Source organism: Vibrio sp. 2433-A1 (genome assembly GCF_056726085.1).
In genome coordinates this window covers 1-21,604 of sequence record NZ_JBRESC010000012.1, presented here as the reverse complement: position 1 = coordinate 21,604, position 21,604 = coordinate 1, and the positions used below count along the sequence as shown (strand labels likewise).

General features: G+C 44.2%; 25 protein-coding genes. 16 read left to right on the top strand and 9 right to left on the bottom strand.

Annotated elements, in window-relative coordinates:
• Positions 1 to 31 precede the first annotated feature (31 nt).
• The 8 genes from ACU01J_RS13275 to rplT all read left to right on the top strand — a co-directional run bounded on the left by ACU01J_RS13275 (position 32) and on the right by rplT (position 7,270).
• Complete coding sequence (locus ACU01J_RS13275) at positions 32 to 493, top strand: TetR/AcrR family transcriptional regulator (RefSeq protein ID WP_481086126.1); 462 nt, start codon at positions 32 to 34, stop codon at positions 491 to 493.
• A 369-nt stretch (positions 494 to 862) separates the two neighbouring features.
• A complete protein-coding gene (locus ACU01J_RS13270; protein ID WP_481086125.1) occupies positions 863 to 1,867 on the top strand; it encodes a response regulator in 1,005 nt (334 codons plus the stop codon).
• Positions 1,867 to 2,304 carry a PAS domain-containing protein gene (locus ACU01J_RS13265; protein ID WP_481086124.1) on the top strand — a complete coding sequence of 146 codons (438 nt, stop codon included), beginning with the start codon at positions 1,867 to 1,869 and terminating at the stop codon, positions 2,302 to 2,304. Before ACU01J_RS13270 ends, ACU01J_RS13265 begins: the two co-directional genes overlap by 1 nt.
• Positions 2,305 to 2,379: 75 nt before the next feature.
• Positions 2,380 to 3,879 (top strand): NAD(P)H-hydrate dehydratase, encoded by a 1,500-nt coding sequence (locus ACU01J_RS13260; protein ID WP_481086123.1) that lies wholly within the window; start codon positions 2,380 to 2,382, stop codon positions 3,877 to 3,879.
• Between the two features lie 211 nt (positions 3,880 to 4,090).
• Complete coding sequence (gene thrS, locus ACU01J_RS13255) at positions 4,091 to 6,019, top strand: threonine--tRNA ligase (protein WP_053438901.1); 1,929 nt, start codon at positions 4,091 to 4,093, stop codon at positions 6,017 to 6,019.
• A 3-nt stretch (positions 6,020 to 6,022) separates the two neighbouring features.
• Positions 6,023 to 6,574 carry a translation initiation factor IF-3 gene (infC, locus tag ACU01J_RS13250; protein ID WP_126572354.1) on the top strand — a complete coding sequence of 184 codons (552 nt, stop codon included), beginning with the start codon at positions 6,023 to 6,025 and terminating at the stop codon, positions 6,572 to 6,574.
• A gap of 106 nt (positions 6,575 to 6,680) precedes the next feature.
• Complete coding sequence (gene rpmI / locus ACU01J_RS13245) at positions 6,681 to 6,875, top strand: 50S ribosomal protein L35 (RefSeq protein WP_004411425.1); 195 nt, start codon at positions 6,681 to 6,683, stop codon at positions 6,873 to 6,875.
• Positions 6,876 to 6,916: 41 nt separating this feature from the next.
• Positions 6,917 to 7,270, top strand: a complete 354-nt coding sequence (gene rplT / locus ACU01J_RS13240) for a 50S ribosomal protein L20 (protein WP_004401084.1) — start codon at positions 6,917 to 6,919, stop codon at positions 7,268 to 7,270.
• A gap of 136 nt (positions 7,271 to 7,406) precedes the next feature.
• Here the strand turns inward: rplT and ACU01J_RS13235 are convergent, their stop codons facing one another.
• A complete protein-coding gene (locus ACU01J_RS13235; protein WP_481086122.1) occupies positions 7,407 to 8,369 on the bottom strand; it encodes an integron integrase in 963 nt (320 codons plus the stop codon).
• 288 nt (positions 8,370 to 8,657) lie between these two features.
• Between ACU01J_RS13235 and ACU01J_RS13230 the strand changes: the two genes are divergently transcribed.
• The 4 genes from ACU01J_RS13230 (at position 8,658) to ACU01J_RS13215 (ending at position 10,526) form a co-directional block, all read left to right on the top strand.
• A complete protein-coding gene (locus tag ACU01J_RS13230; RefSeq protein WP_481086121.1) occupies positions 8,658 to 9,137 on the top strand; it encodes a DUF2059 domain-containing protein in 480 nt (159 codons plus the stop codon).
• A gap of 38 nt (positions 9,138 to 9,175) precedes the next feature.
• Positions 9,176 to 9,469 (top strand): ASCH domain-containing protein, encoded by a 294-nt coding sequence (locus ACU01J_RS13225; RefSeq protein ID WP_481086120.1) that lies wholly within the window; start codon positions 9,176 to 9,178, stop codon positions 9,467 to 9,469.
• A gap of 244 nt (positions 9,470 to 9,713) precedes the next feature.
• On the top strand, positions 9,714 to 9,950 hold the full coding sequence (locus ACU01J_RS13220) for a hypothetical protein (protein ID WP_481086119.1): 237 nt from the start codon (positions 9,714 to 9,716) through the stop codon (positions 9,948 to 9,950).
• Positions 9,951 to 10,049: 99 nt separating this feature from the next.
• Entirely contained in the window at positions 10,050 to 10,526 is a 477-nt protein-coding gene (locus ACU01J_RS13215; protein WP_481086118.1) for an Lrp/AsnC family transcriptional regulator, read from the top strand.
• 44 nt (positions 10,527 to 10,570) lie between these two features.
• On the opposite strand, the gene ACU01J_RS13210 is transcribed toward ACU01J_RS13215, so the two are convergent.
• From ACU01J_RS13210 to ACU01J_RS13200, 3 genes are all read right to left on the bottom strand, one after another.
• Positions 10,571 to 11,275, bottom strand: a complete 705-nt coding sequence (locus ACU01J_RS13210) for a DUF445 domain-containing protein (RefSeq protein ID WP_481086117.1) — start codon at positions 11,273 to 11,275, stop codon at positions 10,571 to 10,573.
• Between the two features lie 100 nt (positions 11,276 to 11,375).
• Entirely contained in the window at positions 11,376 to 11,804 is a 429-nt protein-coding gene (locus tag ACU01J_RS13205) for an acyl-CoA thioesterase (RefSeq protein WP_481086116.1), read from the bottom strand.
• Between the two features lie 187 nt (positions 11,805 to 11,991).
• Positions 11,992 to 13,419 (bottom strand): methyl-accepting chemotaxis protein, encoded by a 1,428-nt coding sequence (locus ACU01J_RS13200; protein WP_481086115.1) that lies wholly within the window; start codon positions 13,417 to 13,419, stop codon positions 11,992 to 11,994.
• 342 nt (positions 13,420 to 13,761) lie between these two features.
• Here ACU01J_RS13200 and ACU01J_RS13195 point away from each other — a divergent pair, with 342 nt between their 5' ends.
• Both ACU01J_RS13195 and ACU01J_RS13190 read left to right on the top strand, forming a co-directional pair.
• The gene (locus tag ACU01J_RS13195) at positions 13,762 to 14,118 is read left to right on the top strand and encodes an acyl-CoA synthetase (RefSeq protein ID WP_481086114.1); all 357 of its coding nucleotides are present in this window, start codon (positions 13,762 to 13,764) and stop codon (positions 14,116 to 14,118) included.
• A 10-nt stretch (positions 14,119 to 14,128) separates the two neighbouring features.
• Positions 14,129 to 14,476 carry a GlpM family protein gene (locus ACU01J_RS13190; protein WP_134834084.1) on the top strand — a complete coding sequence of 116 codons (348 nt, stop codon included), beginning with the start codon at positions 14,129 to 14,131 and terminating at the stop codon, positions 14,474 to 14,476.
• 31 nt (positions 14,477 to 14,507) lie between these two features.
• On the opposite strand, the gene ACU01J_RS13185 is transcribed toward ACU01J_RS13190, so the two are convergent.
• The 5 genes from ACU01J_RS13185 to ACU01J_RS13165 all read right to left on the bottom strand — a co-directional run bounded on the left by ACU01J_RS13185 (position 14,508) and on the right by ACU01J_RS13165 (position 19,414).
• On the bottom strand, positions 14,508 to 15,347 hold the full coding sequence (locus ACU01J_RS13185; protein WP_481086113.1) for an energy-coupling factor transporter transmembrane component T family protein: 840 nt from the start codon (positions 15,345 to 15,347) through the stop codon (positions 14,508 to 14,510).
• Entirely contained in the window at positions 15,344 to 17,032 is a 1,689-nt protein-coding gene (locus ACU01J_RS13180; RefSeq protein WP_481086112.1) for an ABC transporter ATP-binding protein, read from the bottom strand. The genes ACU01J_RS13185 and ACU01J_RS13180 overlap by 4 nt, the downstream gene beginning before the upstream one ends.
• Positions 17,033 to 17,038: 6 nt before the next feature.
• Positions 17,039 to 17,587 (bottom strand): ECF-type riboflavin transporter substrate-binding protein, encoded by a 549-nt coding sequence (locus ACU01J_RS13175; RefSeq protein ID WP_481086111.1) that lies wholly within the window; start codon positions 17,585 to 17,587, stop codon positions 17,039 to 17,041.
• Between the two features lie 310 nt (positions 17,588 to 17,897).
• Positions 17,898 to 19,028 carry an HlyD family secretion protein gene (locus ACU01J_RS13170; RefSeq protein WP_481086110.1) on the bottom strand — a complete coding sequence of 377 codons (1,131 nt, stop codon included), beginning with the start codon at positions 19,026 to 19,028 and terminating at the stop codon, positions 17,898 to 17,900.
• Positions 19,028 to 19,414 (bottom strand): DUF3302 domain-containing protein, encoded by a 387-nt coding sequence (locus ACU01J_RS13165; RefSeq protein WP_481086109.1) that lies wholly within the window; start codon positions 19,412 to 19,414, stop codon positions 19,028 to 19,030. The genes ACU01J_RS13170 and ACU01J_RS13165 overlap by 1 nt, the downstream gene beginning before the upstream one ends.
• A gap of 141 nt (positions 19,415 to 19,555) precedes the next feature.
• On the opposite strand from ACU01J_RS13165, the gene ACU01J_RS13160 reads away from it, so the two are divergent.
• Both ACU01J_RS13160 and ACU01J_RS13155 read left to right on the top strand, forming a co-directional pair.
• On the top strand, positions 19,556 to 20,440 hold the full coding sequence (locus ACU01J_RS13160; protein ID WP_481086108.1) for a DMT family transporter: 885 nt from the start codon (positions 19,556 to 19,558) through the stop codon (positions 20,438 to 20,440).
• 189 nt (positions 20,441 to 20,629) lie between these two features.
• Positions 20,630 to 21,550, top strand: coding sequence for an IS5 family transposase (locus ACU01J_RS13155; RefSeq protein ID WP_481085133.1), 921 nt, complete (start codon positions 20,630 to 20,632; stop codon positions 21,548 to 21,550).
• Positions 21,551 to 21,604: the final 54 nt, after the last annotated feature.

The following is a 21,604-nucleotide window of genomic DNA, read 5'->3' as shown; positions in this document are numbered from 1 at the left end:
TAGACGGATTTACAGAGAGAAGAGCCTGAACATGCCAAAGCGTAGTAAAGAAGATACCGAAATCACGATCCAGAAGATCATGGATGCAGTAGTTGATCAGCTATTGCGTCTTGGCTATGACAAAATGTCATACACGACTTTGAGCCAACAGACTGGTGTATCTAGAACGGGTATTAGCCACCATTTTCCTAAGAAGACGGATTTTACCGCTGCATTAGACGGACGTATCTTCAAGATGTTCGTAGAGCACGTAGAGTTTACTAAAGGTCTAGAAGAGTTTTCTTCAAGCTGGGTAGCTGCTTTAGACAGTGAAGAATTCCTAGCAATCCTACGTCTGTTGTTCCACCATATCGTGACGTCTCAAAGTACGCATGAGTTTGCTAGCAATGGTATTGATCGTCTATACAAGATGACAGAAAGCCAGTTCGGTGAAGGCAGTGCGAAAGAGCTTGAGTGGTTGATTGGTAAATCAATCATCCGTATGGCTCAGTAATAGTCTGTCACATATCCAAAATAAAAAAGCCTTCTTCGGAAGGCTTTTTTATTGGGTAATGATAAGTTCTTCAACCCTTATCTTTGCCCGTGCCTTTGCCGAAAATTTATTACAAAGCTATGCTTTTTGTTAGGCTCTCAAATTTTGAGATTTTTTGGGTCTTTTTGAAACCTCATTTGGATGCTGCACAGGATAAGGTTCAAAAGTTATGACACCGAATTGATTAGCCTAAAAGGGATAGTCACAATGTAGACACAAGCGGTCTTACTTACTGATTGTATGTAAGAAAAGTTCGAATCACCGTACCTAGTGCTCTAACGTTCTGTTACACTCTGTCAATAAATTATACAAATAGGAGTAGGTGTACGCATGTCTTTTCCGGTACTTATATGCGATGACTCCGCTTTAGCGAGAAAGCAAATGGCTCGCTCACTGCCTGCTTCGCTGAATGCTGATATAACGTTTGCTGTTCATGGTTTGGATGCATTAGAACAGCTAGAAAATAACGATTTTAAATTGATGTTCTTGGACCTAACCATGCCCGAGTTGGATGGTTTTGGTACGCTTGAAGAGATTGGCAGCAGGGGTCTTGATATCCCAGTCGTTGTTGTGTCAGGTGATATCCAACCCAAAGCCAAAGAACGAGTAATGGCGTTGGGTGCAAAAGCTTTTATTCAAAAGCCGATCGACAAAGACGCTCTAAATGCGGTTCTTAAAGAACTTGTTGAGCCAGCGAGTCGCCCTCAGATTGTCACACCTGTCTCAATTGACCTGCCTATTCTTCGTCGCCGTGATATTTATATGGAGGTGGCCAACGTTTCCATTGGTCGTGCGGCTGATGCGTTAGCACGTCATTTCGATGTGTTTGTTCATTTACCGCTACCGAACGTCAATATCTTTGAAGTAAGCGAGCTTCATATGGCATTACGAGACTTGGCCGAGAATGACCAAGTGTCGGGCGTTTGCCAAGGGTTTAGTGGAGAGGGGATAGCTGGTGAAGCTCTGGTTCTGTTAAGTGACTCAAGCGTTTCTGATCTAAAGAAACTAATGAAAGTCCCTGTTGACAGTGAAGAGCTCGAAGAACTTGAATTACTTATGGATGTGTCAAATATCCTTGTTGGTTCATTTCTTAATGGTCTCGGTGAACAATCAGAAGTTCGATTCTTTCAAAGTTCACCTGTGTTGCTAGGTCAGCACATCTCAATTGATTCGGTTATCCAATCGACCAGTGGGTCATTCCAAAAAACCATGACATTTGAGGTGAGCTACAACATTGATGGCACCAGCATCAGATGTGATTTGTTGTTTATGTTTGTTGACGAATCTTTGCCGTTACTTGATAACAAATTGTCGTACCTAATGGAGGACTTTTAATGTTGAATCTTCCTGCTGAATTTGAACAATTCCACTGGATGGTGGATATGGTACAAAACGTCGATCTGGGGTTAATTGTTATCGACCGAGACTACAAGGTCCAAGTGTGGAATGGTTTTATGACTCACCACAGTGGCGTCCAGTCTCATGATGCGATAGGCAAAACACTGTTTGAATTGTTTCCTGAGATCCCGCAAGACTGGTTTAAGTTAAAAACCAAGCCGGTTTATGACTTAGGATGTCGAAGCTTTATTACTTGGCAGCAGCGACCATATCTATTTAAGTGTCGAAATGTGCGCCCAGTAACCCAGCAAGCGGATTTCATGTACCAAAATATCACCTTGAATCCTATGCGAACTCCAACAGGTGAAATTCGCTCGTTGTTTTTATCGATACAAGATGCCACCGCAGAAGCTCTCGTTTCCAAACAGCAATAAATTGTAATCAGCGCCAAGGTAATCCTGGCGTTGTTGTATATGCTGTAAGCAACTCCTACAAAAGTGTGTACCTAAATGGAACGACTACCTACTCGCTTATATACCGCTCAGCAAGTTAAGCAGGGCGAGCAATTGGCTGCGCAGCAAGCAGGCGTAGAAATGTATGCCCTAATGCAACGCGCTGGAAAGGCTGTCTACCAACATATTCGATATCAATACCCTAACATCAAACACCTCTCTATCTTGTGCGGTTGTGGCAACAATGGTGGAGACGGTTTTGTTGTGGCAAAGCAGGCGCAGAAAGATGGCCTAGATGTCCAGCTATATCTTTATGGGGATGATGCCAAAATATCGGGGGATGCGAAAAAAGCTAAACAAACGTGGTTAAACGGTGGGGGCGAGATTAGCTCGCTCGAAAGCTTTAATGCAGGAGATGCAGAACTTATCGTCGATGGGTTATTTGGAACGGGTTTAAGTGGCAATGTTCGCGAATCAATGCAGGTCGTCATTGAAAAGATCAACGAAGCGAATCTTCCTGTGGTATCCATAGATATCCCTTCAGGTTTGTGTAGCGATACAGGCACGATCTTGGGCGCTGCAATATCAGCAAGTTCAACGGTTACTTTTGTCGGGGTCAAGCAAGGGCTAATGACGGGACAAGCTCGAAGCGTAGTCGGCGAGCTACATTTTGCAGGGCTAGAAGTGGATGACGAGTTTGAACAGCTTGTATCTCATTCCTCTCTATGTCTTAGCCCAGAGTCAGTAAAGCAGTTGCTACCTAAAAGGCACGCCACGGCGCATAAGGGTAAGCATGGGCGTTTACTGTGTATGGGCGGCAACGAAGGTTATTCTGGCGCGATTCGATTATGTGCCAGTGCCGCGGCCAGAGCGGGAGCGGGGCTTATTCGAACGTTGTGTCATGAAAGCTCTGTATTGCCGCTGCAAGTCGGGTGCCCAGAAGTGATGACTCGAACATGGAATGGGGACAGTAACTTATTGAGTGAAGCCCTTCAGGCAACGGATGTGATCGCATTGGGCCCAGGCTTAGGCACCGATAGTTGGGCTCAAACGCTCATGTTAGCCTGCAAGGGGACCTCTAAACCTAACGTGTTTGATGCTGATGCTCTGAACTTGCTTGCCAACGAGCCTAATGTTGATAAGGCGAGGGTGATTACACCACATCCGGGTGAAGCAGCACGGCTATTGGGTTGCAGTGTTGCTGAGGTGGAGCAAAACCGTTTCCAAGCTGTAACCGACCTACAGAATATATATGGTGGTGTCGTCGTCTTAAAAGGGGCCGGTACGCTTATCTGCGATGGCCATGATATTTATGTCTGCAATGCAGGCAATCCAGGCATGGCCACTGGCGGTATGGGCGATGTTCTCACTGGGATTATTGCTGCCATGCTTGCCCAAGGGCTATCGTTATCTGATGCAACGAAAGTGGGGACGCTGATTCACAGTGTGGCTGCTGATAATCTCGCGAACCAATATGGCCAGATAGGTCTAGTCGCGAGTGATATTATACCTGAAGCGAGAGCTGTGATTCATCAATGGCTGAATGGAAGTAACTGAACGAAAAGTGAACTTTTTTACGTGGTTTCTGTGACTTCGATTGTTATTTTATAGTATTTCGTTACAATGCTCGTTCTTTCCTGAGTTGTGCATCCGTATTTGCGCAGAAAAGGACACGAACTCTCGTCTTTAATCTTTGAATTCTCATTAAAGACTCGTTTTAAATTGCATGTGTTGCTTGGTGTGCAACACCACTGTAAAGGATATTTTAATGCCTATTATTACTCTTCCTGACGGCAGTCAGCGTCAGTTCGACAACCCAGTTTCTACTCTTGATGTTGCTTTATCTATCGGTCCTGGTCTTGCGAAAGCAACTATCGCTGGTCGTGTTGATGGCAACCGTGTTGATGCATGTGATCTTATTGAACAAGATGCAAGCCTTGAAATCATCACAGTTAAAGACGAAGTAGATGGTCTAGAAATCGTTCGCCACTCATGTGCTCACCTGCTAGGTCACGCGATCAAGCAGCTTTACCCTGAAGCAAAAATGGCAATCGGTCCAACTATCGATAACGGTTTCTACTACGATATCGATCTTGAGTACTCTTTAACGCAAGAAGATCTAGAGAAGATCGAAAAGCGTATGAAAGAGCTCGCTAAGACCAAATACCAAGTTATCAAGAAAAAGGTAAGCTGGCAGGAAGCACGCGATGCATTTGAAGCTCGCGGTGAAACATACAAGATGGAAATTTTGGACGAAAACGTCTCTCGTGATGATCGTCCGGGCCTATACCATCATGAAGAATACATCGATATGTGTCGTGGACCTCACGTACCACATATGGGTTTCTGTCAGCACTTTACGCTACTGAATGTAGCTGGTGCATACTGGCGTGGTAACAGTGACAACAAGATGCTTCAACGTATCTACGGTACTGCATTCCACGACAAAAAAGCGCTTAAAGCACACCTAACTCGCCTAGAAGAAGCGGCGAAGCGTGACCACCGTAAAATTGGTAAGCAGCTTGACCTTTTCCACATGCAGCAAGAAGCACCGGGTATGGTGTTCTGGCATCACAATGGTTGGTCTATTTTCCGTGATCTAGAAGTATTTGTTCGCGAAAAATTGACAGAGTACGGTTACCAAGAAGTAAAAGGTCCGCTTATTATGGACCGCGTTCTTTGGGAACGTTCTGGTCACTGGGACAAGTACGCAGAAGCAATGTTCACGACTTCTTCAGAGAACCGTGAATACGCGCTTAAGCCAATGAACTGTCCAGGTCACGTACAGATCTTTAACCAAGGTCTCAAATCTTACCGTGATCTACCACTGCGTATGGCAGAGTTTGGTTCATGTCACCGTAACGAGCCATCCGGTGCACTACACGGTATTATGCGTGTACGTGGTTTCACTCAAGATGATGCTCACATCTTCTGTACTGAAAGTCAGATTCAAGAAGAAGTGACTAGCTGTATCAAGATGGTGTACGATACGTACCAGACATTCGGTTTCGACAACATCGTTGTTAAACTGTCTACTCGCCCTGAAAAGCGTGTTGGTTCAGATGAGATTTGGGACCAATCTGAAGAAGCGCTTAAGCAGTCTCTTGAAGCGATGGATATCGCGTACGAAATTCAAGAAGGCGAAGGTGCGTTCTACGGTCCGAAGATTGAATTTACTCTTCACGACTGTTTAGATCGTGCATGGCAATGTGGTACAGTACAGTTGGATTTCAACTTACCAGGCCGTCTAGGTGCAACTTACGTTGATGAAAATAACGAGCGTCAAACGCCAGTTATGATTCACCGTGCGATTCTAGGGTCACTAGAGCGTTTCATTGGTATTTTGATTGAAGAATACTATGGCTTCTTCCCAACTTGGTTATCGCCAGAACAGGCTGTAATCATGAACATTACTGATAAACAGTCAGATTATGTTCAGGAAGTGGCACAAAAACTACAAAAATGTGGAATTAGAGCTAAAGCGGACTTGAGAAATGAGAAGATTGGCTTTAAAATCCGCGAACACACTCTGAAGCGTGTACCGTTTATGCTTGTTTGTGGCGACCAAGAAATGGAAGCTGGCGAAATCGCAGTACGTACTCGTAAAGGCAAAGATCTCGGCAAGTTTAAAGTGGATGACTTTATTTCATACATCCAAGACGAGATCTCAAGCCGTAAGCTCAATCTGGAGGAATAAACTATTAAAGGCGGAAGACGCGGCCAAGTACCGGCCAAACAAAATGCTCATCGTTTAAACGGTGAAATTCGTGGCGTTCGTGAAGTTCGTTTAACTGGCGCTGATGGTGAATCAGTTGGTGTTGTTTCTATTCAAGAAGCAGTAGCAGCAGCTGAAGAAGCTGGTATGGATCTGGTAGAAATCAGTCCAAACGCTGAGCCACCAGTATGTCGTGTAATGGACTACGGTAAATTCCTCTTTGAGAAGAGCAAGTCTGCTAAAGAGCAGAAGAAGAAGCAAAAACAGGTTCAGATTAAGGAAGTAAAATTCCGTCCTGGAACTGATATTGGAGACTATCAGGTAAAACTACGCAACCTGACGCGTTTCCTTGAAGAAGGCAACAAAGTGAAGGTAACAATTCGCTTCCGTGGCCGAGAAATGGCACACCAAGAGATCGGTGTTGACGTTCTAAATCGTCTTAAGGAAGACACTGTTGAATTAGCAGTAGTGGAATCTTTCCCTAAGAAGATCGAAGGTCGTCAGATGATCATGGTTCTTGCCCCTAAAAAGAAGTAATTAACGGCTTTGCAAGTAATAAAACTCAGCTGCCGTAAGGTGGCTGAGTTTTGTTCGCCCTAATTACTATTGTTTAATACAACTCAACAATGCGGAGTTATTCATCATGCCTAAGATGAAAACCAACAAAGGTGCTGCTAAGCGTTTTAAGAAAACTGCTGGTGGTATTAAGTTTAAGCACGCTACTAAACGTCACATCCTGACTAAGCGTACTACTAAGAACAAGCGTCAGCTTCGTCCAAATGCAATCCTTCCTAAGTGTGAAGTGGCTGCAGTTGCTCGTATGCTACCATACGCATAATTCTTTTTAGTTTATCAATCGTTTAGTTTAGGAGAAGCATAATGCCTCGCGTAAAACGTGGTGTACAAGCTCGTGCACGTCATAAGAAAGTTCTAAAACAAGCTAAAGGTTACTACGGTGCACGTTCACGTGTTTACCGCGTAGCTTTCCAAGCAGTTACTAAAGCTGGTCAATACGCTTACCGTGACCGTCGCAACAAGAAACGTCAATTCCGTCAACTATGGATTGCACGTATCAACGCTGCATCTCGTCAGAATGGTCTATCTTACAGCCGTTTCATCAACGGTCTTAAGAAAGCATCTATCGAGATCGACCGTAAGATTCTTGCTGACATCGCGGTATTCGACAAAGCTGCATTCGCAGTTCTAGTTGAAAAAGCGAAAGCTGCTCTTTAATTAGAGTTAGTGATTAGGATTAAGGAAAGGAGAGCTTAGGCTCTCCTTTTTTATATCCGTTATGTAATTCAATCTTCTCTCAATCGTTACTTCGAACATTCTCTCCAACCTCTTCAAACGTAACGTTACCATCACTCTATAAGCTCGACAGCGGGCTTTTAACGCCGCTAGCGCCTCTTTCTAAGACATGGGTGTAGATTTGCGTTGTTCGTACGTCACTGTGGCCGAGCTGCTCTTGTACCGTTCTTATGTCTGCACCTGACTCTAATAAATGTGTTGCGAAGCTATGTCGAAGGGTATGGCAGGTAACATGCTTATCGATTCCAGCCTCTTTAGCGGTACGTTTAACAGCGCGTTGAAGCGCGACTGCGTTGATGTGATGGCGACGAACTAAGCCCGTTTCAGGGTCTGTTGATAGTTTGTTCGAAGGAAATAAGTAGTGCCACTTGAACTCTAGTTCTGCGCCTTGATATTTCTTTTGCAATGATTGGTTAAGCCACACTCCAGCGTACCCAGGTGTGTTCATATCTTTTTTGTAATAACGTTGCGCCAAAGTTTGTTGCTCTTTGAGCATTGGGACTAACTCCTTTGCCAGCGTAACGACTCGGTTCTTGCCGCCTTTTCCCTGCCAAATTCGCACTGCAGAATAGTCGTAATCGATGTCGTGTACTCGTAACCGAACTGCCTCCATTACGCGCAGTCCTGAGCCATACAGCAGCATGATGTGAAGTTTGTACCTTGGATCGATGTGCTTGAGGAATTGTCGGGTTTCGTGTTTGGTTAATACCACAGGAAGTTTTCGATCGAGTAGCGACTTCTGAAACTTCATATCGTTTTCTAGTGGCGTCCGATAAAAGTCTCGATAGAGAAAGTTAATCGCGTTGAGTGCAAGAGCTTGAGTTTTCGCGGCCACTTTATCATGGAGGGCAAGGTGTGTTAGGAACTCTTCAACACTTTTTTCATTAAGCTTCGAAGGGTGAGTCATATCATGGAACGTAATAAATCGACTAATCCAGTTAATATAAGCATCAATTGTCTTAGTCGCATAGTGACGTGCTCTCATGTGTTCTTTAATGCTCAATATAAACTGATTCTTCATCGCAATGACCTGATGTGGCTAAGTAAGTTAGCCACCTTGTTTGTGACGAGCAATGAATTCAAGCTCTTAGCGCTGCACATTTTCAATAACGGGTTCAATCGCACTAAGTTTCATTCTAACTGATTGATAATTGTCGATTGAACTGTGAGGCATATCTGTACCGTTCCATATAAATACAATCGTGACAGTGTTACCATTCAGCGACTTTATACGAGTTTTCAATGGATTGTTTCTCATCGCCTGATCAAAAGTCGAGGTGAATAATCACAACAGGTAAGGATGTTAACTGTGAAAAAGGCACTCGCTTTAATTTTATCGGCTGCAATCGCATACAGCCCACTCGTGGCAGCAGAAACTAAAAAAGAATCAGTAGCGCTGCTACTTGATGCGATGAAAATCGAAGATCAAATGGTGGGGGGCTTCGAAGCTATGCTTCCTGTTATTCATCAGCTAGCCGCTAAGCTTCAGCTCGACCAAGGCGAGACAGAAGAGCTAAAAGAGATATACCGCGATTGGTTTAATAACGATTTCGACAAGTTTTATATCAGTACACAGATAGCTGATCTCTATGCAGACACCTTCACTCATGAAGAGATCAAAGCGATTACTCATTTCTACCTAACGCCAGTTGGCCAGAAACTGGTAGAGAAGTCACCAGAGCTTGCGAAGTTGGGCGCTCGATTCGGTATGGAAGAGGCGCAGCGTAAACAGCAGCAACTGCTTGAGAAGTTAGGTCCGTTTATTGAAAAACACTCACCAGAGCAGTAATTAGATTGTCGACCATTTGATACAGCAGCAGTTTGAACATGGATGAAAAAAGCCAGCAGTTTTTACAACAATATCTAGATACTCTGCCTACAGATAAAGTGCGCAGTAGTCCATCTTGCAGTGCAGATTACTTTTGTGCTGATGTATCCAAAGCAAGGTATTGCGATGTTACAGCGGAGTTCGCTGCAACAGAGGGTGAAGGAGATAAAAGCCTTGAATGGTGGCGTGAAGCTCACTGGAAGTTCTTTTCTCGTGAATGTGAAGAACTCAAGATTGAACCAAATAAAGAGATGTTATTAGTGCTTGAGCGCTTTAAAGTCATCTTCTCTTAGTCTGCTACGAAATAGTGATAAGCCAAGCAAAAAGGCTCGAACAACCGATCCTTATCTGATCTACATTGTGTGTAGCAGGGCTTTGTTGTATTTATTACTCTGTTTATTAGCTCACTTTTTTTGAGGAGTGAGGTTATTAATTGAATATAGGTCACAGTTTATGAACTAAAGTATGAAGGGCGGGAACTCTCCCTTACATAATATGTCAACTATCAGGAACCCTGATTCAGCCGGAGAAAGAGAAATGCCTCAAATGCACTGCCACTGCTGCAATAAAAACACCCCACATAAGATCGTTTTGAAGCGTTGTGAGGAGCAGCATGATTCGGTGCTTAAGTCGATGGCTTGCTTTTTTTCTACGGTGTTTAAAGGCGACCACTACGTTAAAATGGAAAAGCACGCCTTTTGCCGCGCTTGCAATGCTCGAAGTAAGCTCATCACACCGCAGCAAGGTGTATTCTCTGGCGTGAAAATCGCTTAAACTTCACAAAATTCTTGTTCATCTTGGCGTAGATGTAAGTACAGCGACACTTTTATTTTAATATATTGCTTTATACTCGCATTTACTTATGAGTCGTCAATGGAACTAGACAGAATAGACCGCGAAATCCTCCGAGCCTTAAATCTCAAAGGTCGACTTGCTATTGTAGAGTTAGCTAAACAAGTTAACTTAACCACTTCTCCTTGTTCTGATCGTGTCAAAAGATTAGAAAAAGAAGGTTATATCAAAGGCTATCACGCCGAGTTGAATCCAGAAAAGTTGGGTTTAGATGTTCAGGTGTTCATTCATATTCGTCTTGACCAGACCAGTTTCTCGATTTTTGAAAAGTTTGCTGAGGCGGTGGCCGATATGCCAGAGATTGAAGAATGTTACTCTCTATCTGGCGACTTCGATACGATGATTAAGGTGAGAGTGAAAGATATGAAAGCGTACCAAAGCTTTATGTCGACCAAACTTGGTACCTTACCTGGCGTTATCCAAACGCGAAGCGAAGTGGTTATCGAAGAGCATAAAACCAGCTTTGGTGTGAACGCGGATTTGATTGGCAAGTTATAGAAAAGGAAAGCAATGCGCTTCCCTTTTGTAGTTTTCATCACTTCTTAAGCGAAGAAAGATGACACAATGCCAATTAAGCCACCAAAGACGCCGCCCCACACAACCAGCCAGCCCAAGTGCTCCTTGATCATCTTCTGCACCATCTCTTTGACCAAACGAGGCGTCAATTCACTCAAACGTTGGTTAATAATATTTTCAACGTTGGTTCTTATCTCGTCCATCATTGCCGGCGCTTCAAATTGCTCTTTTAGTGCATCTTTGATTGTGTCGCTTTGGCTCATATCAACAATTGCCGCCTGCATTTTTTCAACAAACGGCTGCTTGAGAGGCTCTAGTGCTTCAGTGCCACCAAACATCGCTAGCATTCCGCCAAACTGAGAGTTAGCGATAACCTCTACTAGGGAATCGAAGGTTGGATTAAAGTCGATTTTCTCAATCACGGGCTCAAGGTTCAATGTCTTGCCACCCGCCATTTCTTTGCTCAAAAATTTGTCAATGTTCTCTTGGGTAAAAAACTGCTCCATCATTAAGTTCTTTATCGCCGCTTTAAATTCTTCAAATCGTGCAGGGATAACGCCCGAACCATACAGTCCAGGAACCTTTTCAAATAGCATATGGATCGCAAGCCAGTTGGTGATGGCACCAGAAAAGGCAAATAGACCTGCGTAAAAAGCGATTTGGTTACCAGCCTGATAGCCACCTGCTAATAGTGCAAGCGCGATGATATTGGTAATTAAGCTCTTGTTCATTGAGAATTTTGATGAGGTTATTAACGAAGCAGGGAGTATATAACATCTGATTGAAGTTTTGACACAATAAACTGGACTAGAGACAGTGAGGCAAAACGCCTCACTTTTCTTCTGTGGTAGCGATCGCTTGGCTTATATGGCCAGGGATTGATGCTTTTGTGTGGTTTTTAAAATCAAACATTACACATGTCGCGCTTCCGACCGTTACAACTTTACCTAGTTTTCGGCTGACAATTTGATATTCCATTGTAAAGCGGTCATCTTGCAGGTCATTCACACGCGAGCCAATTAAAAGTGTGTCGGGGTAGGTGACCGGCAGTTTATATCGGCATTCTGTATGGCCTAGAACGGGCCCTATATGACTCTGTTTCAAATTCACCAGCAAATTGATTTGTTTGAAGTAATCGAGTCGAGCGGTTTCAAAATAACGAAAGTAGACAGCGTTGTTGACGTGTTGTAATGCGTCCATCTCTCCCCAAGCAACTTCTATTTCAGTGATGACTGGAAAATTATTGAGTAACTCGTCCATGATGCTTCTCCTTTAAATCGAGCAAATATACTAATTCAAAGGTGTTGTGCTGGGGATTAAATGTTAACAAGTTGTGATCTAGATGCCTCTGGCCGCGTTAACAGAATTAATAATCTCGGAAGTTAGGTTTGGCCATTCTTTTATACTGAGCATTAAAAAGGGCCTGAAGGCCCTTACTGTGAGATAATTAGGTTCGATATTGTTTGAGTGCATCTGCAAGTGACTGTGACGCTTGGCTCAAGTTCGCGATACCATGAGATGACTGTTCGGCAACGCTCCTAATCGTGTTTGATTGGGTTCGAATATCGCTGAGTTCAGAGGAGATATCATTCGCGACAGAACTTTGTTCCTCTGCAGAGGTTGAGATCTGAATGCTCATATCCATAAGCGTTTTGGCAGACTCGGAAATCGCTTGAACATCACTGCCAATATTTGAGACGAGCTCACTACTGGTTTTCGCTTGGCTAACTGTTTGCTCGGTAATCGAAGAAATACTGCGAGTCTCAGCTTGAAGTTTTTCAATCATCGACTGAATTTCTACCGTCGCAGCTTGAGTTCTGCCTGCGAGTGTTCGAACTTCATCAGCGACGACAGCAAAGCCACGGCCTTGTTCACCAGCACGAGCAGCCTCAATTGCCGCGTTCAGTGCCAACAGGTTAGTTTGTTCCGAGATGGCATTGATGGTGGTGATCACTTCATTAATTTGAGTCGTGTTATCGGTCAAACTCAAAACTGACTGGGAGGCTTGGCCAATATAGTCGGAAAGCTTGCCGATTTCGTTGATGGCGGATTGGACACGATGATGGCTATTTTCGATATGACCAGAGTCGTTTTCGGTTTGCTGAGTTGCTTGTTGAGAAATGCTTGATACTTCTTTTGCCGATGCTGTCATTTGCTCCATTGCCGTCGCTACGGAATCAAGGGAGGCATATTGATGGCTGATTTGGGTTTCACTCAGCTTCATCTCTTGCTCAAATGAAGACGATGTATCGCTCAATGTCGTTGCATTGTCTTTGACGGTAACAACTAACTCAGTCAAGGTATCCATCGCTTTATCTAGAGCGCAGCCAATGGTGCCAAATTCATCTCGGCCCGGGTGGAAACCAAGACGTGATGTTAAATCACCTTCACCAATGCGTTGTGTTGTCGTGTAGAGCACCCACAGTGCACCACCTAAGAAAGTCGCAACCCAGTAACAGAAAATCGCAAATGGAATTACCCATAGATAGCTTAGAGCGAAAGTGATTAAAGCCTGAGATTCTAGCTCTTTGATATTTGGATTGGTGAAAGTCAGTTGATAGGTTGTCCCATTGGAATGTGTCGCTGATACCACGGCAACGCCTTGTCGATAACTTGGTTCGCTTGGCTGTGACACGGTTGTGATATGGCTGCTATTTGCAATCGTACTGCTATCGGAGTGAGTCAATACGCCCGCGAGGTATTGCTCTGCAGCGACAATCGTTTGTGTCTCAATATTGTTGATTGTTTGGTAGTAGCGCCCGCCAGCGAGTGCAGTAACAGCAATCAAAAACAGCGAGAAAATAACCCAGATCTTGTCGTTTATCGACATCTTAATAAACAGGCGATCTATAGTACGAAATTCAACTTCTTTCATATTTCAATCCGTTGGTTGAGTGATTTGGTCGTAACTATGTAATTTAGTGATGATAAATGTATCGAAATATAACTCAAATTTATCCGACTCAGATCTCATATATATGTAACAGTCTGTTGTATTGGATTCATATTTGTGATCTTTGTGGGTATTGGCTTGGCTCGCCAATGTGAATGAAAATAATTTGTTAAGCAGAGTGAAAAGGGTTAGATATCCGAATCCGGCCAACTTTTAATTTCGCGTTGTTTTTCATCCAGTGAGAATTTGGTCAGATGGAGGTGTCGTCATCTTCTATAGGGGTTACTAACCTAGAGATAAGTCTATTTTCATCAGTAAGTAAAAATGAACCTCATCGTCAATATTCATAAAGGGGTGCGTAAGCACGGATTCGAATTAGCTACGCGTCAGGCGTGGAAATGTGGAATGAAAGCAAACCTAGTAAAACGCGTTATTGGGGTAGCGAAGGGCCAGATTGTTTGCGTGGTTGAAGGGGTTAGGCCGGAACTATCAACTGAGATTAACAATATTCTGCACAATGAAGAGAAACAGGGCAGATATGTCTTTGTTGGAGGCATCGTCTGGCAACCAAATGATCTATTAGCGCCAGGCTTTCCTGATTTTATGTTTATGCATTTACGTAATTTAAGTGCGAAACACAAATACATGACCGATGAAGAACTGTTTTTGAACTTGGCTTAAGAAGGTTGCGATGTTAGCTCTATTTGGTAAGTGCCTTTTAGGCTCTGCAGCGGTATTAATGATTGCGTTGCTTTCAAAAAGTAAAAGCTTTTATATCGCGGGCTTAGTTCCTTTATTTCCAACCTTTGCACTCATTGCTCATTATGTGGTTGGAACGGAACGCAGTATGGAGGCACTGAGAGAGACGGCACTGTTTGGCCTTTACTCTTTGCTACCTTATGCAGGATATCTGCTCGCAGTTTACTATTTTAGCTATCGATTTAGCTTGGTTAACACGCTATCGATGGCGACAGCGGTTTGGCTTTCATCAGCGATGATTTTGTTGTTAGTCTGGACCAGGATGATGCAAACGGTATAAAAAAGCCTAGGTTCCAAACCTAGGCTTTTTATTAGAATGGATACCAGAACAGCTCAGTGTCTATCCAGCGTTTGGCGATTGCCAGCGCGACAATCACGGCTATCGCAGTTAGGCACAACTTATCATTACGCCCTAGTGGCTTCGCGCTATACCAAGTTCGGCTGCTATGTCGACCAAACCCACGTAATGTCATCGCGTTTGAAATTTCATCTGCTCTATCTAGGCTTGAGAAAATTAGCGGGCCAAGAATCTTGGCGACATTTTGTAGGCGTTGCATCAGCGGGGTATTTTTTGAAATGTCGAGTCCGCGAGCTTGCTGCGCATGCATAATATTTACAAAGTCATTTTTGACTTCAGGTAGATAGCGCAGGGTTAAGCTTACTGCATAGGCAATTTTGTAAGGTACGCCAATTCGATTCAAGCTAGCTGCGAACTCTGTCGGGTGGGTGGTAAATACAAACACCAAGGCAATCGGGAACATGCTGAAATACTTCAATGTTACAGTGACTAAGTAGAACAATGTCTCCTGAGTTAGGGAGTAACTACCAGGTAATTCGAGCAAGGTTGTGGTGCTGCCGATATATTCACTGCCTTGCTGAGGAGCAAGGAGGAACATAAACAGCGCATTAAGCAGCAGCACACTACCGGTACCGATCAATAGTGGCTTGTATACTTTGACCGGAACGCGCGTCATTTTGAGTAGCATCAGGCCTGACATGATCAACAAGCTGATAAGGCGCAGATCGAACGTCGTCAGGACCACAGTCACCCAAGCCATAAATAGAGCGAATTTGGTTATCCCGTTTAGGCCATGTAGCGGTGACTGAGTATCAACGTAGCTAATACCAAACTTCATCTTAGAGGCGTTCATGCTGCATGGTGCTCCTGCTGGATAAAGTACTGCATAAAGCTATTAATATCCGTTTTACCTAACCCTTTCGCTAATTCGTACAAACTGGTCGTGGTTAAATTTGCCTGCTCTAATAGCTCTGGCTGACTGAATACTTCGGTCATTGGCGCATCAGCGATGAGTTTACTATCCGAAATCACGATAGAGCGGTCGGTATACTCAAGTACCAGGTGCATATCATGAGAGATAATGATCACCGTAATATCTAGCTGTTCATTGAGCTGCTTAATAAAGCTCAGCATTGCCGTGTAGTTACGGTAATCCTGTCCAGCTGTTGGCTCGTCAAGGATCAGTAGCTTAGGTTCCAAGACAAGAATTGAAGCGATAGTGACACGTTTTTTCTGGCCATAGCTTAATGCTTCAATTGGCCAGTTACGATATTTACTCAGCCCACATAGATCGAGCACTTCCGTCACTTTCTGCTCAACTGCAGACTCGTTTAGCCCTTTATTACGTAACCCAAATGCAATCTCATCAAATATCATATGATGCGAGATCATATGATTTGGGTTTTGCATCACCACACCAATCTGTTGGCTACGTTCAAAAATCGATAACGATGAGAGTTCTTGACCATCGAGAGCAATTGAGCCCTGATCTGGGGTGATAACGCCCATGATCAGTTTCGTAATAGTCGATTTACCTGAGCCGTTCTTACCTAAGATTGAGACAAACTCACCTTGCTGAATAGCAAAGGAGACACCTTCCAGCGCATTCTTTTCGCCATCGTATGAGTAGGTTAGGTTATCAATAGATAAAAGTGTATTCTCGTGCTCAGTACGTGTTGGTTGATCGGCTTGCCAATGCGCAAAGTAAGGTTGGAGTTGCTTAAGCGATAGCTTATCTAACCCATCACATTGCGATAGTTCATCTAGTGGACACTGCGCGGATTTGATAGCTGAAAGATAGAGAGGTTCGCGGATTCCATGGCTCTCTAGTAATGGTGATGCTAAAAGCTCGTTAGGCGTCATATCCGCAACAATGGAACCTTGATCCATTAAAATCACGCGATCGATTGAACGATGGAGCACATCTTCTAAGCGGTGCTCGATGATGATAATGGTTTTACCCGTCTTTTTGTGCAGTTGATCGATGATCTCGATAGTCTTTCGACCCGTTTTGGGGTCAAGTGCTGCTAAGGGCTCATCAAACAGAAGCGTATCGACCTCGTCAACCAGAATACCGGCTAAAGAGACACGTTGCTTTTGTCCGCCGGAGAGATCGTGAGGGGGACGCGACAGTAGATCTTCGAGTTCAACCATCTTCGCAGTCGCTTTTACCAACGGGTACATGTCTATATTGGACATCAACTGATTTTCAAGCGCAAATGCAATGTCTTCACCAACGCTTAGCCCAACAAATTGGCTGTCTGTATCTTGTAAGACAGTGCCAACTTGCTCTGTGTACTGGTGCAGATCGAGCGAAGTCGAGTCTTGACCGTTAAGCAGTAGTCGCCCCGAACTCTCTCCTTTGATTGCATGAGGAATAAGACCGTTTAGGCATTGGCCAAGGGTAGACTTCCCACTACCACTTGGACCGATAATGACGATTTTCTCTCCTTTCTCTATCCTTAGATTGATATGCTTCAGCGTGGGCTTATCCAGCGAGTCATATCTAAAAGAGAAGTCAGAAAATTCAATTGTCATTGATGATTAAGACTCTGTTAAGTTGCGGCTTTGTTGGTTGCGTTTAGCGACCGATTTGAGGATGAAGTAACCTACGACTGCGATCAGCACAGTGTTACCAGCAGCGATAATGGAAAGCTGGGTAAAGACTTTAGTAAAGGGTTCGGCGTAAAGAATCGTATCTAGGAATGCAGAGCAACCATAGCCGATGATGTTACCTACTAAGGCCAAAACGACAAATAAAGAGAAATCTTTATGGCTAAATTCACCTTTAGCAAGGCGGTTCTGAGTCATTTTAGGGAAGAAGCCAAGAATAAGGCCGACAATTCCTGAGCCAAGTACCCAAGTTAGCCATACGCCCCAACCAGCAAACAAGTCGGTAACCCAGTGACCAATGAATCCCACTAAAAAGCCGACTAATGGACCGAATAAAACTGAGAATAGCGCTAATACGGCCATTGCTGGTTTTAGTGTTGTATTAGCGAATACGGGAATACCAAACATTGGTAATCCACCAATACCATAAAGTGCCGCGCCAATAGCAATCACAACAACGGTTTTAGCCGAAAGATTCATAGATAACCCTTTGTCAAAATCTTTAAAGAACTTGGTTCACAAACGCTTCTTTTGTTTGAATTTTATTCGCTTGTGAAAATGAGGCGCAGATTATACCTTCTGAGTGCAAGTTTGGGAAGATAACTGTCTAGACGGCTAAAATACAACCGTCAAACGGAAAATACACTAAGATATGGTACAAAAAGTTGGTTTTTCTCGAAGGAAAGAGAGAGCAGAGCTCGGAGGTTAGATAGTGTTATGTAGGTATTGTTGGCTAGGTATTGGATAGGTAAAGGCCTATATTGCGCCTTTACCTATCAATAGTGTGACGTTAGTGGTCTAGGTATAAGTAGTTTTGCCAACTCTTCATTCGAATCAGTACCTTACGCATGATCGATACATGAGTGAATTTGTCAGAATAAACCGCAACTTCTACAGCGGTACCAAGAGGCAGGTGGTAGTCTGAAAGGTCATCGTTGATTTTCAGTTTTACGAATACTCGACCACTGGTTCGCAACGCATCTGTGCCTAAAAGCGTGCCACGAGCTTGGAGTTGACTCTCACCGATGGCTGGAATTGTTTCAACCACTTCACCTTTGAAGACCTTGCCTGGAAGTGCCCTAAACAAAAATTCAGCTTCATAACCTGGCTGTAAGCGCTGGAGTGAGTTTTGTCTAAACGCTGCGGTATAAAAGACGTCTTCGGTGTGAACAAATGTCATCACAGGTGCTAGCGGCAATGGAACGGCCATCACACCTGGACGCAACGCAAGTTGAGTGGCAAAACCATCAGTCGGCGCTCTCACTACTGTTTGTTCTAGGTCGAACTCAGCTTGGCGAAGTTCTGCTAAGAGACGAGCTACCGTGGTGTTTTCACCGCCGATTTCTGAGTCTAATGCGAGCTCCGCTTGTTCAACTTTTGCTGAAGCGACATCAACAGCTGATTCTGCTGCTTTGTATGCTTGGCGACGAGTATCTAATTGCTGCTCTGTAAATGCGCCTTTGTCATAACCACGTTGGTAACGAGCAAATTCACGTTGAGCTTTATCACGTTCCGCAATCGCTTTGTTCTTGGCTGAAATGGCTTCTTGCAGTGAAGATTCTAAGCCTAGCGCACCTTGACTCGCTTCTTTGATTTGCGCTTTTTTCTTGGCAACTTCCGCTTCATACGGAATGGGGTCAATTGTGAAAAGCACTTCGCCTTGTTTTAAAGGTTTGTTTGCTTCCACTGGCACATCAATAACGCGTCCTCGCACACCAGAAACAACAGGTGTTGATGAGTAAACTTGGTTACCAAGCTGAGTGAATGGATGGTTATAGTTCATGAGTAGGATCAGCGTACCGATCAGGATAACACCACCGAGTACAGCGGTTGGAACGGTCCACTTATTTAGTGGAATATTGAAGACTTTAAAAATAGTGATACACAGCGCGGCATACGTCAGAATGAGTAGTAAATCCATTATTGCTCCTCCTCATTGTTTTTGCTGTACGTCTGCACCGATTGGGTCGGTTGCTGTTGTTTGAGATCACGTACTTCTTCTTGCAATTTATTGACTTGATCGATCAGAGTATCAACGCGATGATGGATGTCATGCTGCTCTTCTTCGAGCTTCTGGAAGCCCCATCCGCGTTCTTTACGCCATAAAGTGGCCCAAATCCATAGAAACGGCCAGATAGCGTGTAAGGTGAATAGGCTTACCCAGCCGGCGTAGTGAATTGCATCTTGGTGCGGGTGCTCTCGCTCTTTGGCAATTTCGTAGGGAATATCGTGAATGACGATGATGCCGTAAAAAATAACCAATGCGACGAAGACGAGCAGCCCTAGTGCGAAATAATCCAAAAACATATTAACAATCCTTGCTTAATGAAATGGAATCTATAAAGAATACTGATTATCGTTAACAAAGTATAGCAATAAAAACAACAAATTAGATGGGTGTCGGTAAAACCGATCTCGCATAAATGGCACAGAGAAGCAGGGGGAAAGATGCCTTTTCAGGGAGAAGTTGCAGCAGTGGGGGCGGCGTTAGTTTGGGCAGTTGCGACTTGGATATACAGTCAGTTTAGCCACCGTTTTAGCGCGCTTCAGCTAAATATAGTAAAAGGTGTCATTGCATCAGGATTGATGATGTGTGTGGTCCCATTCTCGATGGTAGGTGCTCCTGCTATTTCTGCGGACCACTTTACGATTCTAGCAATATCCGGTGTTATCGGTATCGCTATTGGTGATAGTGCCTATTTTGCATCACTGAAACGGATTGGGCCTAATAAAACGTTACTTTTAGAATCGCTCGCACCGCCGCTTTCTGGTGTATTGGCATTGTTAGCTTTGGGCAGTGTGTTGCCATTGCAAGGATGGTTAGGTGTCATCATTACCACGGTCGCCGTCTCTCTTACCGTGTTCCACTCTGATGGCACACCATTGGACTGGCGTGGGGTAGGGTTTGGACTTGTGGCCAGCGTATGTCAGGCCAGTGGTGTTGTGATTTCTCATTACGCGCTGGTGGCTGGTGATTTACCGCCATTACTGGGAGCCTTGATTCGCTTATCAATGGGTGTCGTGTTTGTCATGGTGATGATTGTCTGGATAGAAAAGAAGCCCTATCAATCGATGAAAGAAAACTTATTGCAACTCGGGAAAGATGGTTTTATGTGGTTATTGGCAGCGATCTTTGTTGGCACATTCTTAGCCTTGTGGCTTCAGCAAGTCGCTTTGAAATATGCGAACCCTGCGGTAGCCCAAAGCTTGATTGCCACAAGCCCACTATTTATGTTGATTATTTACGCTACAAAAGGAGAGCCAATTTCTAAACGAGGGATTGTCGGGACGATTGTTGCGGTTGCGGGCATATCACTGTTCTTTTTGAAGTAGGGGGTTACCCCTACTACTCAGTGCAGACTTGGTTACGCCCGTTTGCTTTGGCTCGATATAAGGCTTTATCAGCGCGATAGAAGGTACGTTGGGTGTTTTCACCTCCACGAGGCTTTGTTGCGTAATTCGATGGAACTAAATCAGGAAGTTACGATCTGATCGGCTACATCAGTTAATCATCGTAGCCTTATGCCGAAACCTCGTTACAAAACAACTAACTGGAAACAGTACAACAAAGCCCTAATCAACCGTGGTTCACTCACTTTCTGGATTGATGAGGAAGCCATACGCGAGTGGAAGCAAAGCAAACAGAGTAAGCGCGGCAGGCCTCGTCGATTCAGCGACCTAGCCATTACTACCGCACTGATGGTAAAACGCGTTTTCTCTATGCCATTGAGAGCGCTGCAAGGTTTTCTAGACTCAGTATTTAAGCTGGCTAACATACCGCTTGTTTGTCCGCATTACACCTGTATAAGCCGTCGAGCCCAGCAGGTTGAGGTTTCATTTAAAACTAAAACCAGAGGTGCGATACAGCATCTGGCCATTGATGCCACTGGTCTCAAGGTTTATGGCGAAGGTGAATGGAAGGTCAAGAAGCACGGTACTGACGGGAAGCGTAGAGTCTGGAGAAAGCTGCATTTAGCAGTCGACACCAGTACTCACGAGATAGTAGCAGCAGAACTGAGTTTATCTAATGTCACTGATTCAGAAGTCCTTCCTAATTTGCTCAAGCAAACACGTCGACAAATCATCGAGATATCTGGAGATGGTGCTTACGACACAAGGAACTGCCATGATGCCATACGGATTAAGCGAGCTATTCCGCTTATCCCACCAAGAGAAGGGGCAGCCTTCTGGGAACAAGGACATCCTCGCAATTTAGCAGTGGGTTGCCAAAAGCTCTACGGCTCCAACAAGAAGTGGAAAAAGCGGTATGGTTATCACAAACGTTCACTATCAGAAACAGCCATGTATCGAGTGAAGCAGTTGCTAGGTGGGAGGTTAAGCCTGCGAAACTACAATGCTCAGGTTGGCGAAACCTACGCCATGATTAAAGCGCTGAACAAGCTTACAGGGCTTGGTATGCCTGAAACTCAGTTTGTTGTTTAAGAATTGCACAATTTCGGGCGGTTTGTTTTTCTGTCCGAATTACGCAACAAAGCC